This window comes from Bradyrhizobium australafricanum, assembly GCF_020329495.1.
Taxonomy (GTDB): Bacteria; Pseudomonadota; Alphaproteobacteria; order Rhizobiales; family Xanthobacteraceae; genus Bradyrhizobium; species Bradyrhizobium australafricanum.
Genome location: NZ_JAGKJL010000002.1, coordinates 265,116 through 278,457, shown reverse-complemented (window position 1 = coordinate 278,457; position 13,342 = coordinate 265,116). Strand labels below are relative to the sequence as shown.

General features: G+C 66.5%; 9 protein-coding genes. 5 read left to right on the top strand and 4 right to left on the bottom strand.

The window, feature by feature from the left end; genetic code table 11:
* The first annotated feature begins 243 nt into the window (after window positions 1–243).
* From J6525_RS03065 to J6525_RS03045, 5 genes are read left to right on the top strand one after another with little or no spacing between them, the layout of a single operon-like run.
* The gene (locus J6525_RS03065) at window positions 244–720 is read left to right on the top strand and encodes a formate dehydrogenase subunit gamma (RefSeq protein ID WP_028331545.1); all 477 of its coding nucleotides are present in this window, start codon (window positions 244–246) and stop codon (window positions 718–720) included.
* Window positions 717–2,285: an NADH-ubiquinone oxidoreductase-F iron-sulfur binding region domain-containing protein gene (locus tag J6525_RS03060; protein WP_225641942.1), complete on the top strand. Its 1,569-nt coding sequence runs from the start codon at window positions 717–719 to the stop codon at window positions 2,283–2,285. Before J6525_RS03065 ends, J6525_RS03060 begins: the two co-directional genes overlap by 4 nt.
* Window positions 2,286–2,298: 13 nt before the next feature.
* On the top strand, window positions 2,299–5,175 hold the full coding sequence (gene fdhF, locus J6525_RS03055; protein ID WP_225641939.1) for a formate dehydrogenase subunit alpha: 2,877 nt from the start codon (window positions 2,299–2,301) through the stop codon (window positions 5,173–5,175).
* Between the two features lie 2 nt (window positions 5,176–5,177).
* On the top strand, window positions 5,178–6,014 hold the full coding sequence (fdhD, locus tag J6525_RS03050) for a formate dehydrogenase accessory sulfurtransferase FdhD (protein ID WP_225641937.1): 837 nt from the start codon (window positions 5,178–5,180) through the stop codon (window positions 6,012–6,014).
* Window positions 5,998–6,219: a formate dehydrogenase subunit delta gene (locus tag J6525_RS03045; protein WP_225641935.1), complete on the top strand. Its 222-nt coding sequence runs from the start codon at window positions 5,998–6,000 to the stop codon at window positions 6,217–6,219. The genes fdhD and J6525_RS03045 overlap by 17 nt, the downstream gene beginning before the upstream one ends.
* A 163-nt stretch (window positions 6,220–6,382) precedes the next feature.
* On the opposite strand, the gene J6525_RS03040 is transcribed toward J6525_RS03045, so the two are convergent.
* From J6525_RS03040 to J6525_RS03025, 4 genes are all read right to left on the bottom strand, one after another.
* Window positions 6,383–9,340, bottom strand: coding sequence for a bifunctional [glutamine synthetase] adenylyltransferase/[glutamine synthetase]-adenylyl-L-tyrosine phosphorylase (locus J6525_RS03040; protein ID WP_225641933.1), 2,958 nt, complete (start codon window positions 9,338–9,340; stop codon window positions 6,383–6,385).
* Entirely contained in the window at window positions 9,337–10,791 is a 1,455-nt protein-coding gene (locus J6525_RS03035; protein ID WP_092079699.1) for a sensor histidine kinase, read from the bottom strand. Before J6525_RS03035 ends, J6525_RS03040 begins: the two co-directional genes overlap by 4 nt.
* Window positions 10,775–11,455, bottom strand: a complete 681-nt coding sequence (locus J6525_RS03030) for a response regulator transcription factor (RefSeq protein ID WP_016842329.1) — start codon at window positions 11,453–11,455, stop codon at window positions 10,775–10,777. The genes J6525_RS03035 and J6525_RS03030 overlap by 17 nt, the downstream gene beginning before the upstream one ends.
* A gap of 265 nt (window positions 11,456–11,720) precedes the next feature.
* Window positions 11,721–13,307: a Do family serine endopeptidase gene (locus J6525_RS03025; RefSeq protein WP_057020253.1), complete on the bottom strand. Its 1,587-nt coding sequence runs from the start codon at window positions 13,305–13,307 to the stop codon at window positions 11,721–11,723.
* Window positions 13,308–13,342 lie beyond the last annotated feature (35 nt).

The following is a 13,342-nucleotide window of genomic DNA, read 5'->3' as shown; positions in this document are numbered from 1 at the left end:
TCGGAAAACGGCGCCCCAAGCGGCAGCCCGACACGTCCATAGGTAGCACGATCGGGGTGCGATCCCGAAATCCAAAGCGCCGCGGAAGTGCGTGATTCCAGAACATTATTACGAAACCGCATCGATCCATTCGGCGACGCTATTAATCGCGTTTCGCAATCGCCGCATGAGACAGCTTTATTGATGTTTCGAAGGATTCCAACTCTCATGTGCGAAGCAAAAAACTGATCGTGAGAAGCGCTGATGACGGTGGGATACGAACCTTGGGACAAGGCGCGCGGCGCTGAAATCATCGCCGAGCATGCCGGGCTCGAAGGCGCCACGCTGGTGATCCTGCACGCGCTGCAGGAGGCCTTCGGCTACGTGCCGGAGCCTGCGATCCCGATGGTGGCGGAGGCGCTCAACCTGTCGCGCGCCGAGGTGCACGGCGTCTTCACCTTCTACCATGATTTCCGGAAGCAACCTGCGGGCCGCCACGTCCTCAAGCTGTGCCGCGCCGAGGCCTGCCAGGCCGCCGGCGGCGATGCGCTGGCGGCGCGCGCGGAAGCCAAGCTCGGCGTTGCCCTGGGCAACACCACGGCGGATGACCGCGTGACGCTGGAGCCGATCTACTGCCTCGGGCTGTGCGCCACCGCGCCCTCGGCGATGCTCGATGGCCGCGTGGTCGGCCGGCTCGATGAAGCGCGCATCGACGCGCTGGTCGCGGAGGCACAGCGATGACGATGCGAATCTACGTCCCCCGCGATGCCGCGGCCGTCGCCGTCGGCGCCGACGATGTCGCCCTCGCCTTCGAGCGGGCCGCAGCGGCGCGTGGCGCAGCGATCGAGATCGTCAGGAACGGCTCGCGCGGGCTGTGCTGGCTGGAGCCGATGGTCGAGCTTGTGACCGCCCAGGGCCGCATCGGATTCGGCCCGGTGACGGCGGCAGACGTGCCATCACTGCTCGACGAGATGGCCGGCAGCGGCCAGCACGCGCTGCGGCTTGGTATCACGGACGAGATTCCCTGGCTGAAGCGCCAGACCCGGCTGACCTTCGCCCGCTGCGGCGTGATCGATCCGCGCTCGGTCGACGACTACCGCGCCCATCGCGGCTACAAGGGCCTGGAGCGGGCGCTGACGCTGACCTCCGACCAGATCCTCGCCGACGTCACGACGTCCGGTCTGCGCGGCCGCGGCGGCGCCGGCTTCCCGACTGGCATCAAGTGGAAGACCGTGGCGCAGGCCAGCGCCGACCGCAAATACATCGTCTGCAACGCCGACGAAGGCGACAGCGGCACCTTCGCCGACCGCATGATCATGGAAGGCGACCCCTTCGTCGTGATCGAGGGCATGACGATCGCAGGTGTCACGGTAGGCGCCACCAAGGGCTACATCTACATCCGCTCGGAATATCCGCACGCGGTCGAGGCGATGAACGCGGCGATCGTGGCCGCCCGCCGCGCCGGCTTGCTCGGCAAGCGCATCGGCGGCTCCGCCCATGAGTTCGATCTCGAGGTGCGGGTCGGCGCCGGCGCCTATGTCTGCGGCGAAGAGACCTCGTTGCTGGAAAGCCTCGAGGGCCGCCGCGGCATCGTGCGGGCCAAGCCGCCGCTGCCGGCGCATAAGGGGCTGTTCGGCCGCCCGAGCGTGATCAACAACGTGCTGTCGTTCGCGGCGATTCCCTTCATCCTCGACAACGGCGCCAAGGCCTACGCCGATTTCGGCATGGGCCGCTCGCGCGGAACGATGCCGATCCAGCTCGCCGGCAACATCAAATACGGCGGGCTGTTCGAGACCGCCTTCGGCGTCACGCTCGGCGAACTCGTCGACGAGATCGGCGGCGGCACCTTCACCGGGCGCGAGGTGCGCGCGGTTCAAGTCGGCGGCCCGCTCGGGGCCTACTTCCCGCGCGCGCTGTTCGACACGCCGTTCGACTATGAAGCGTTCGCCGCGCGCGACGGCCTGATCGGCCATGGCGGGATCGTGGTGTTCGACGACAGCGTCGACATGGCGAAGCAGGCCCGCTTTGCGATGGAATTCTGCGCCGTCGAATCCTGCGGCAAGTGCACGCCGTGCCGGATCGGCTCGACCCGCGGCGTCGAGACCATCAACAAGATCATCAATGGCGAGCGCGTGGCGGAAAACCTCGCTGTTGTCGAAGACCTCTGCAACACCATGAAATTCGGCTCGCTGTGCGCACTCGGCGGCTTCACGCCCTACCCCGTGATGAGCGCACTGAAACACTTCCGGGAAGATTTCGGCGGAGATCTAGGTCCCGCACCGGCCCACCTGCAGGCCGCGGAATAGCAAGGAAATCACGATGTCGCTGATCCAGGAAACCGATTTCGGCACGCCCAAATCCAAATCCGAGACGATGGTCACGCTGACCATCGACGGCAATCAGATCACGGTGCCCGAGGGCACCTCGATCATGCGCGCAGCGATGGAAGCCGGCACCCAGATTCCAAAGCTCTGCGCGACCGACATGGTCGACGCCTTCGGCTCCTGCCGGCTCTGCCTCGTCGAGATCGAGGGCCGCGCCGGCACGCCCGCCTCCTGCACGACGCCGGTCATGCCCGGCCTCGTCGTGCACACCCAGAGCGAGCGGCTGAAGAAGCTGCGCAAGGGCGTGATGGAGCTCTACATCTCCGACCACCCGCTGGACTGCCTGACCTGCGCCGCGAACGGCGACTGCGAATTGCAGGACATGGCGGGCGCCGTCGGCTTGCGTGACGTGCGCTACGGCTATGAAGGTCAGAACCACGTCTTCGCCGAATCGCACGGCTGCGAAAACGACAACTGGATGCCGAAGGACGAGTCCAATCCGTACTTCACCTACGATCCCTCGAAGTGCATCGTCTGCTCGCGCTGCGTCCGCGCCTGCGAGGAAGTACAAGGCACCTTCGCGCTGACGATCTCCGGCCGCGGCTTCGACAGCCGCGTCTCGCCCGGCATGAACGAGAGCTTCCTCGGCTCCGAATGCGTATCCTGCGGCGCCTGCGTGCAGGCCTGCCCGACCGCGACGCTGACCGAGAAATCCGTGATCGAGATCGGCCAGCCCGAGCACTCGGTCGTCACCACCTGCGCCTATTGCGGCGTCGGCTGCGCCTTCAAGGCCGAGATGCGCGGCGAGGAAGTGGTGCGCATGGTGCCGTGGAAGGACGGCAAGGCCAATCGCGGCCATTCCTGCGTGAAGGGCCGCTTCGCCTGGGGTTACACCACCCACAAGGAGCGCATCCTGAAGCCGATGATCCGCGAGCGGATCGAGGACCCCTGGCAGGAAGTGTCGTGGGACGAGGCCTTGAATTTCGCCGCCGCAAAATTCAAGGGCATCCAGCAGAAATACGGCCGCGACGCGGTCGGCGGCATCACCTCGTCACGCTGCACCAATGAAGAAACCTATCTGGTGCAGAAGCTGATCCGCGCCGGCTTCGGCAACAACAATGTCGACACCTGCGCCCGCGTCTGCCACTCGCCGACCGGCTACGGCCTGTCGCAAACTTTCGGGACTTCGGCCGGCACGCAGGACTTCGATTCGGTGGAGGACACCGACGTCGTGCTGATCATCGGCGCCAATCCGGCTTCCGCCCATCCGGTGTTCGCCTCGCGGCTGAAGAAGCGGCTGCGCCAGGGCGCCAGGCTGATCGTGATCGATCCGCGCCGCACCGAGATGGTGGAATCGCCGCATGTGAAGGCGCTGCATCTGCCGCTGATGCCCGGCACCAACGTCGCCGTGCTGACCGCGCTCGCCCATGTCATCGTCACCGAAGGGCTCGTCGATGAGGCCTTCGTACGCGAGCGCTGCGACTGGAGCGAGTTCGAGGACTGGGCCACCTTCGTCGCCCAGGAGAAGCACAGTCCGGAAGCCACCGCGATCATGACCGGCGTCGATCCGAAGGCGTTGCGCGAGGCGGCCCGAATCTATGCCACCGGCGGCAACGGCGCGATCTATTACGGGCTCGGCGTCACCGAGCACAGCCAGGGCTCGACCACGGTGATCGCGATCGCCAACCTCGCGATGGCGACCGGCAATATCGGCCGGCCCGGCGTCGGCGTGAATCCGCTGCGCGGCCAGAACAACGTGCAGGGCTCCTGCGACATGGGCTCGTTCCCGCACGAGCTGCCGGGCTACCGCCACATCGCCGGCGACACGGTGCGCGAGCAGTTCGAGGCGATGTGGAACGTCAAGCTCAACAACGAGCCGGGCCTGCGCATCCCGAACATGTTCGACGCCGCCATCGAAGGCAGCTTCATGGGGCTCTACGTGCAGGGCGAGGACATCCTGCAGTCCGACCCCAACACCAAGCATGTGGTGGCGGCGCTGTCGGCGATGGAATGCGTCATCGTCCACGATCTCTTCCTGAACGAGACCGCGAACTACGCTCACGTCTTCCTGCCCGGCTCGACCTTCCTCGAGAAGGACGGCACCTTCACCAATGCCGAACGCCGCATCCAGCGCGTCCGCAAGGTGATGACGCCGCTCAACGGCTATGCCGACTGGGAAGTGACGATCATGCTCGGCAAGGCGATGGGCTTCGAGATGAACTACGCCCATCCATCCGAGATCATGGACGAGATCGCCGCGCTGACGCCGACCTTCGCGGGCGTCTCCTATGCCAGGCTCGACGAGCTCGGCTCGGTGCAGTGGCCCTGCAACGAAAAGGCGCCGGAAGGCACCCCGGTGATGCATATCGGCGGCTTCGTGCGCGGCAAGGGCAAGTTCATCCTCACCGAATACATCGCGACCGACGAACGCACCGGCCCGCGCTATCCGCTGCTGCTCACGACGGGGCGCATCCTCAGCCAGTACAATGTCGGCGCGCAGACCCGCCGCACCGAGAACGTGGTGTGGCACGCCGAGGACCGGCTGGAGATCCATCCGCACGACGCCGAGCAGCGCGGCGTGCGCGACGGCGACTGGGTGCGGCTGGCGAGCCGCGCCGGCGAGACCACGCTGCGTGCCGAGATCACCGACCGCGTGGCGCCGGGCGTGGTCTACACCACGTTCCACCACCCTGACACCCAGGCCAACGTCATCACGACCGATTTCTCGGACTGGGCCACCAACTGTCCGGAGTACAAGGTCACCGCCGTGCAGATCTCGCCGTCGAACGGTCCGTCCGACTGGCAGAAGGCCTATGACGAGCAGGCGCGCCACTCCCGCCGCATTGCGCCGGTGGTGGAAGCCGCGGAGTAACGATGCGCGAGCCCGTCCACCAATCGAGGCGGAAAGTCTGGCGCGACGGCGTCTTCAGCGACGGCGCGCGCCTGATCCCGGAGGAGACGCCGCTCGCGCTGACCTACAATGGCGGTACCTACGCCGTGATGATGGGCTCGCCCGAGGACCTCGGCGATTTCGCCGTGGGCTTCAGCCTCAGCGAACGCATCGTGCAAGCAGCCGACGAGATCGAGACCCTCGACATCGTCGAGCTCGATGACGGCATCGAGCTTCGGATGTGGCTCAGGCCCGACAGGGCCGAGCGGATCGCGGAGCGGCGGCGCAACATCGCCGGACCGACCGGCTGCGGCCTGTGCGGGCTCGATTCCATCAGCGAGGCGGTTCGGCCGGCCGCGGTGGTGCGCGTGGGCCGCACCTTCTCGCCGCGCGAGATCATGGCGGCGGTGGCGGCGGTTGCGCCGCTGCAGGAGATCAACCACCAGACCCGCGCCGTGCACGCCGCGGCGTTCTGGACGGGCGCGCGCGGCATCGTGGCGCTGCGCGAGGATGTCGGCCGCCACAATGCGCTCGACAAGCTCGCCGGCGCGCTGGCTCGAGACAAGGTCGCCGCCAACGAAGGCATGGTGCTGCTCACCAGCCGCGTTTCGGTCGAAATGGTGCAGAAGACCGCCGCGATCGGCGCGCCGCTGATCGCTGCGGTGTCGGCGCCGACCGCGCTTGCGGTGCGGATGGCGGATGCCGCCGGCATCACGCTGGCCGCGATCGCTCGCGCCGATGGATTTGAAATCTTTACGCATCCGGAACGCGTCACAGGCGCGATGGCCGGCAAGGAGCCCGCTTATGTCGTCGTCGCCTGACAAACTGGTCTATATGGCGAACCAGATCGGAAAATTCTTCCAGAGCCAGGGGCGCGAGCGTGCCGTGCAGGGCATTTCCGAGCACATCTGGAAGTTCTGGGATCCGCGGATGCGCAAGCAGATCTTCGCCCATCTCGACGCCGGCGGCGCCGGCCTCGATGCCGACGTCCGCGATGCCTTGCAGAAGCTGAAGCAGCAGGCGTAGCTTTCTGGACCATCATTCCTAGAGGCTGTGAGCGCTCCGCACCGCCGTCATTGCGAGGAGCGATAGCGACGAAGCAATCCACCTCTCCGCTTGCGGAACCGTGGATTGCTTCGCTTCGCTCGCAATGACGTGGATCGAGCGGTGATTGTAGGCGCTACCGCCTCTACCCCACGATCGTGTTGAAGACGCGGCGCACCTCGCTCTGGGTCTCGCGCAGGCGGGCTTCCAGCGCGGAGAAATCGGGCGTGTCCCCGGCCCTCGCCATCACGCGCAGCAGGTCTTCGCCCGCGGTCTCCGGATTGAACTTGCCGGTGACGCAGAGCCGCAGGATCTGCGTCAGGTCATGATAGAGCCGCGCCGCGGAGCGCAGGATCTCGGCCTCGGACTGGCCGAGCAGGCCGAGCTTGGCGGCATTGTCGAGCACCTGCAGCGTGGAGACGCTGAGGATTTCCGGCTTCACCGCGGCATGCGCGAGCTGGAGATATTGCGCGATGAAATCGATGTCGACGAGCCCGCCGGCGGCGAGCTTGAGGTCCCAGACGTCGTCCTCGCCCTTCTCCAGCGCGATCGCGCGCCGCATGTCGGCAACGTCGGCCGCGGTCGACGCCGCATCGCGCGGCCGGGTCAGCACGCTGCGGATGATCGCCTCGATCTTCTCGCGGAACTCAGGCGACGACGAGATCACGCGGGCGCGCGTCAACGCCATGTGCTCCCAGGTCCAGGCCTCGCGCTCCTGGTAGTCGGAGAATGAATCGATCCGCGAGGCGACCGGGCCGGCGCGCCCCGACGGGCGCAGCCGCATGTCGACCTCATAGAGCACGCCGTAATTGGTCCGGGTCGTGAAGGCGCTGATCAGGCGCTGGGTGAAGCGGGCAAAATACTGCGCGCCATGCAGCGAGCGCTCGCCGTCGGAGTCCGGCGCCTCGCTGTCGAAATCGTACAGCAGGATCAAATCGAGGTCGGAGGACGCCGTCATCTCGCGGCTGCCGAGCCGGCCCATCGCGATGATCGCGGTCTCCTGCCCCTTGATCCGGCCATATTGCGCAGCGAACTGGTCGGTGACGAGGCCGTGCACGGTGTGAACGATACCCTCGGCCACATCGGCAAAGGCGGTGCTGGCGTGCTGCGCCGACACCGTGCCGGACAGGATCCGCGTGCCGATCAGGAACAGGCTCTCCTGGCCGAACAATCTCAGACGATCGAGGAAATCCTCATAGGACGAGGCATCCTGCAGCGTGGCGGCGAGCCGCTCCGACAGTTCCTTCTTGTCCGGCATCGCGCCGAAGAAGCGCGGATCGACCAGGCCGTCCATGATCTGCGGCTGCCGCGCCAGCATGTCGCCGAGCCGCGGCGCGGCGCCGAGGATCAGCGCCACCAGCGCGACGAAATCGCGGTTCTGGCTGAGCAGCGAGATCAGCCGCCCGCCCCGCTGCAGCGCGCCGAGGAAACGGTCAAACGCCGCCACCGCATCGTCAGGCTCCTCGGCATGCGCGAGGCCGTCGATCAGGCCGGGGATGAATTCCAGGAACGCAGCGCGCGTCGCCTCGACGCGCAGCGCGCGATAGTCGCCCTCGATCCATTGCTGCACGGTGCCGGCAACTGCAATGGGCTTCTTGAAGCCGAGATTGGCGAGATGTTCGATCAGGCGGGCGTCCTCAGGCCCGGCGCCGTAGTCGATATCCGGCAGCTTTGCGGTGCCGGTCGGATCGTCGCCCTCGAACAGCTTGCCATAGTGGTTCTGCACGATCTTGAGCTGGCCGAGCAGGTTTCTGGCGAAGGCCTCGCGATTTTCGTAGCCGAAGAAATGCGCAAAGCGCTCGACATCCTCAGGCGCTTCGGGCAGCGAATGGGTCTGCTCGTCGGCGATCATCTGCAGCCGGTGCTCGACCCGGCGCAGGAATTCATAGGCCGTCGTCAATTCGTCGCGCGCTTCAAAGGTGATCCAGTTGCTGTTGGCGAGCACATTGAGCGCCTCCAGCGTCGGCCGCACCCGCAACTCCGGATGGCGGCCGCCGGCGATCAGCTGCTGGGTCTGGGCGAAGAACTCGATCTCGCGGATGCCGCCGCGGCCGACCTTGACGTTATGGCCCTCGACCGAGATCTCGCTCTGGCCGCGATAGGTCTGCATCTGCCGCTTCATGTCGTGGACATCGGCAAGCGCGGCAAAATCCAGATGCTTGCGCCAGACGAACGGCGCGAGCTCGGCGATCAGCGCCTCGCCGGCCTTCGGATCGCCGGCGCAGGGCCGCGCCTTGATCATCGCGGCGCGCTCCCAGGTACGTCCCTCGCGCTCGTAATAATGCAAAGCCGCGTCGGTCGAGATCGCGACCTGGGTAGAAGCCGGGTCCGGGCGCAGCCTGAGATCGACCCGGAACACATAGCCGTCGCCCGAGCGCTGCTGCAGCATCCGCGCCATCGCCTGGGTGACGCGCACGAAGAACGGCTGCGGCTCGATGTCCTCGGCGAGCGAGGTGGCCGCGCGATCGAAGAACACGATCAGGTCGATGTCGCTGGAATAGTTCAGCTCGCCGGCCCCCATCTTGCCCATCGCGAGCACGATCAGGCCCGAGCCTGCTTCTGGGTGATCGGGATCGGCGGCGGTCATCCGGCCGCGGGCAACTTCCTGCCGGAACAAATATCGCAGCGCCGATTGCACCGAATTCACCGCGATGTCGGTCAGGGCCGTCGTCACCCGCATCACCGGCCAGACGCCGCCGATGTCGCACAGCGCGATCATCAGCGCGGCCTCCGCCTTCATGCGGCGAAGCAGAACCATCACGTCGGCCTCGCTGCCGGCGGCGAGCACCTCGCGCGACGTCGCCTCGATCAGGTTGGCCAGATGCGACTCCGGGTCGCATGACAGGATCCGGATCAGCCGCGCGGCGTCGGCACGCGCGAGCTCGAACAAATAGGGCGAGAACTCGGCGATGCCGCGCAGGATGTCGCGTGCGAACGGATGTTCAAGCAGCGCATTGAGCGCGGCCAATTGCGCCGGCTCGAGTTCGGCGAACCAGTCGGTCAGGCGCTGATCGGCGGATGTGGGCGCGGCGACACGCGGTCCGTCCGCGAACCGCGCGGCCAGACCATGTCGATCCGCGTTTCCCGGCGCGGCGGCATTCATGCCGCCTTCTGTGGCACATCCTGCGTTTGAGCCGCAAGCCTGTCACTGCCGCCCGCCCGCGCGGGCAGCACCAGGGTGGCGACCAGCCCCGGATGGGCATCGCCGAGCCTGAGCTCGCCGCCATGAAGCGTGGCGACCGCCGAGGCCAAGCTGAGGCCGAGACCGGAACCGGGTAAGGTCCGGCTCGCCTCGAGCCGGACGAACCGCTCGACCGCGTGCTTGCGGTCGGCCTCGGGAATGCCCGGACCGTGGTCGGTGACGCTGAGCAGGACCTGGTCGCCCTCGCGCCGCGCCTCGATCAGGATCTCCCGCGCATCCGCATTGAGCGGCTGCACGCTGACGTCGGGCTTGCCGTATTTGATGGCATTCTCGACCAGGTTGGCGACGGCCTGGCTGATCAATTCGCGGTTGCCGTGAATCGGCGCCGGCACGGTCTTCACCTGCAGCGTCATGCCGTCGTCCTCGGCCAGCGGCTCGTACAGTTCGTGGATGCCGTTGGCGACATCGGCACCGTCGAAATCGTCCATGTTGCCGCGCGCCTGGCCGGACTCGGCACGCGCAATCATCAACAGGGCGTTGAAGGTGCGGATCAGCCCGTCGGATTCCTCGATGGTCCGCTCCAGCGCCGCGCGATAGTCGGCCTCGCAGCCCGACCGCGCCAGCGCCTCCTCGGCGCGGTTGCGCAGCCGCGTCAGCGGCGTCTTGAGGTCATGGGCGATGTTGTCGGAGACCTCCTTCAGCCCCGTCATCAGCGCCTCGATGCGCTCGAGCATGGCATTGAGATTTTCCGCCAGGCGATCGAGCTCGTCGCCGCTGCGGCCGACCGGCAGCCGGCCGGACAGATCGCCCGCCATGATGCGCTTGGTGGTGCCGGTCATGGCGTCGATCCGGTGCAGCACGCGTCGGGCGACGAAGATGCCGCCGCCGATGCCGAGCACGACGACGACGAGGATCGACCATTGCGCGGCCTTGGCGACGATGCCGAACAGCCGCCGCCGCTCCTCGAGGTCACGCCCGACCAGCAGGCGGAAGCCGTTCTCCATCTCGGTGACCCGCACCAGCGCGCGGTGATCGGTCTTGTCCTGGTCGTCGAGCCGGCGATAGGCGGTCTCGGTCCAGCCCTGCACGCTCATCACGCCCGGTGCCAGCGCGCCGACATTGCCGGCGAGCATCTGCCCGTTCGGCGCCGTCACCAGATAGAGGTTGGCGCCCGGCCGCAGCGCGCGGTTGCCCATGGTGCCCAGCAGGCCGCGCAGGCCGCGGCGGTTGTAGATGTCGGTGATCTCGCTGATCTCGACGTTGACCGTCGTCGTGATCTGCTCGGTGATCAGCCGCCGCGTGTTCCAGGCGAAGTAAGCCAGCAGCGAGGCGGCGAACAGCGCGAACAGGAACAGGTAGACCAGCGTTAGCCGAAACGCCGTGGTCCGGATCAGTTTACCGAATGCCGTCACGGATCATATACCCCGCGCCGCGGATGGTATGCAGCAGCGGCCGCTCAAAACCCTTGTCGATCTTGGAGCGCAGCCGCGAGATGTGGACGTCGATGACGTTGGTCTGCGGATCGAAATGATAATCCCAGACATTCTCGAGCAGCATGGTGCGCGTCACCACCTGCCCGGCATGCTTCATGAGATATTCGAGCAGGCGGAACTCGCGCGGCTGCAAGGTCAGCTCGTCCTTGCCGCGGGCGACACGATGCGACAGCCGATCGAGCTCGAGGTCCCCGACCCGGTAGGTCGTCTCCTCGGCCGGGCCGACATTGCGCCGCGACAGCACCTCGACGCGCGCGAGCAGCTCGGCGAAGGAATAGGGTTTCGGCAGGTAGTCGTCGCCGCCGGCACGCAGGCCCTTGATGCGGTCATCGACCTGGCCGAGCGCCGAGAGGATCAGCACCGGCGTCCGGTTGCCCTTGTCGCGCAGGCTGCCGATCAGCGACAGGCCGTCACGCTTCGGCAGCATGCGATCCACAACCAGCACGTCGTAGTCGCCGGTCTCGGCCATCGACAGCCCTTCCTCGCCATCGGAGGCGAGATCGGCGATATAGCCGACTTCGCGGAATGCCTTGACCAGATAGTCGGCTGACTCACGGTCGTCTTCGATGATCAGGATGCGCATTTGCGGAGCGATTGCGGTCACGGGAATTGGCCCTCTGTCAGCATGACGCGGCCGGCCTGCACATGCAAGACGACCGCGTATATTCTCGATTGCTTGAAAAAAGTGGGCGGTGAAGCTGGGGGACCTCACCGCCCTGAGACCTTCCGACAGAGGGGGGCATATTCCATCGAAAGGCAACGTAGGGAGCGAGCAAGGGGCCCGCCCCCCGGAAAGCGCCGTCGGCGGGGGCGACTGATGCCGGCGACGCCTTCCAACTCATAGATAGTTATCCCTTCGCCAGCGGCACTGCCACAAAGCGCGACGAACCGCCGCTCTTCACGCGCATGAGAACGCTGTTCTTGCTGTCATTGCGCGCCGCGGTGATCGCATCCCGCACTTCACCGGCGGTGCCGACGGACTTGCCGGCGACCTCGAGGATCACGTCGCCTTCCTTGAAGCCCCGCTCGGCGGCAGCACTCTTGGGGTCGACTTCGGTCACGACCACGCCATCCTTGCCGGCGCCGGCCACGCTGTTGGCGGGCGCGACGGTGAGGCCGAGCTTCGGCACGTCGGTGCCGCGGGACGAATTGCCCTTGTCGCTCTTGTCGGTGTCAGCCTTGGCCTCCAGGTTGTTCGGCAGCTGGCCGAGCGTGAGGTTGACGGTCTTGTCCTGACCCTTGTGCAGCACGTTCAGCTTCACGGCGTTGCCGGGCGCGAGGCCACCGATGGTGCGGGCGAGCTCGCGCGCATCCTTCACCGGCTCGCCATTGACGGCGGTGATGACGTCACCGGACTCGATGCCGGCCTTGGCCGCGGGGCCGTTGGCCTGCGGTTCGGCAACCAGCGCGCCTTCGGCCTTCTTCATGCCGAGGCTGTCGGCGATGTCGGAGGTCACCGGCTGGATCTGGACGCCGATCCAGCCACGGCTGACCGCGCCCTTGTCCTTCAGCTGGGCGACGACGCTCTTGACGGTCTGGGCCGGGATCGAGAACGCGATGCCGACGCTGCCGCCGGACGGCGAGTAGATCGCCGTGTTGACGCCCATCACCTCACCGGACACGTCGAACGCCGGGCCACCCGAATTGCCCTTGTTCACGGGCGCATCGATCTGGATGAAATCGTCATACGGGCCGTTGCCGATGTCGCGGCCGGAGGCCGAGACGATGCCCGCGGTCACGGTGCCGCCGAGGCCGAACGGATTGCCGACCGCCAGCACCCAGTCGCCGATGCGCGGCTTGGTTTCGGAAAGCTTGGCAAACTGGAAGTTGGAGCCGCCCTCGACCTTGATCAGCGCGAGGTCGGTGCGCGGATCGGTGCCGATCACCTTGGCGGAATAGGTCTTGCCGTCGTCGGTGGTGACTTCGACCTTGTCGGCGCCGTCGACGACGTGATTGTTGGTCACGGCAAAGCCGTCTGCCGAGATGAAGAAGCCGGAGCCCTGGCCCGTCACCACGCCACCGCCACGCGGTCCACCGCGCAGGCCCGGGGGCAAGCCATCCGGACCGCCGAAGCGGCGGAAGAAGCGCTCCATCGGCGAACCCGGCTGGAACGGCGAATCGTCATTGTTGTTGCTGTCATCCTTCGCGACCTTCTCGCGAATGTTGACCTTGACCGAGATCACCGACGGTTTCACGCGCTCGACGATGTCGGCAAATCCGACCGGCTGCTGAACCTTCTTGACCTCGTTGTTGACCTGCGCATGCGCGGGCGTCGTGAACAGGTCGGCGGGGTTGTGCGAGGGGCTGAAGCCATAGGTGGCGGCACCGAGGCCGGCCACGACCGACGCCATCAGCGCGAGTTTGCGGGCAGAGAACAGCGAGCGCTTCGGCGCCTTGTAGGACGGAAGGGTCGAGAGGTCGGGACGGTCGGTCATGTCTTGAAATCTCCAGGGCCAGAATCATTGGTGCC

What these genes read in the sequence shown, in the direction of transcription:
- J6525_RS03065 (WP_028331545.1), top strand. Translation starts at nt 244, where the DNA reads ATGACGGTGGGATACGAACCTTGGGACAAGGCGCGCGGCGCTGAAATC.
- J6525_RS03060 (WP_225641942.1), top strand. Translation starts at nt 717, where the DNA reads ATGACGATGCGAATCTACGTCCCCCGCGATGCCGCGGCCGTCGCCGTC.
- fdhF (WP_225641939.1), top strand. Translation starts at nt 2,299, where the DNA reads ATGTCGCTGATCCAGGAAACCGATTTCGGCACGCCCAAATCCAAATCC.
- fdhD (WP_225641937.1), top strand. Translation starts at nt 5,178, where the DNA reads ATGCGCGAGCCCGTCCACCAATCGAGGCGGAAAGTCTGGCGCGACGGC.
- J6525_RS03045 (WP_225641935.1), top strand. Translation starts at nt 5,998, where the DNA reads ATGTCGTCGTCGCCTGACAAACTGGTCTATATGGCGAACCAGATCGGA.
- J6525_RS03040 (WP_225641933.1), bottom strand. Translation starts at nt 9,340, where the DNA reads ATGAATGCCGCCGCGCCGGGAAACGCGGATCGACATGGTCTGGCCGCG.
- J6525_RS03030 (WP_016842329.1), bottom strand. Translation starts at nt 11,455, where the DNA reads ATGCGCATCCTGATCATCGAAGACGACCGTGAGTCAGCCGACTATCTG.
- J6525_RS03025 (WP_057020253.1), bottom strand. Translation starts at nt 13,307, where the DNA reads ATGACCGACCGTCCCGACCTCTCGACCCTTCCGTCCTACAAGGCGCCG.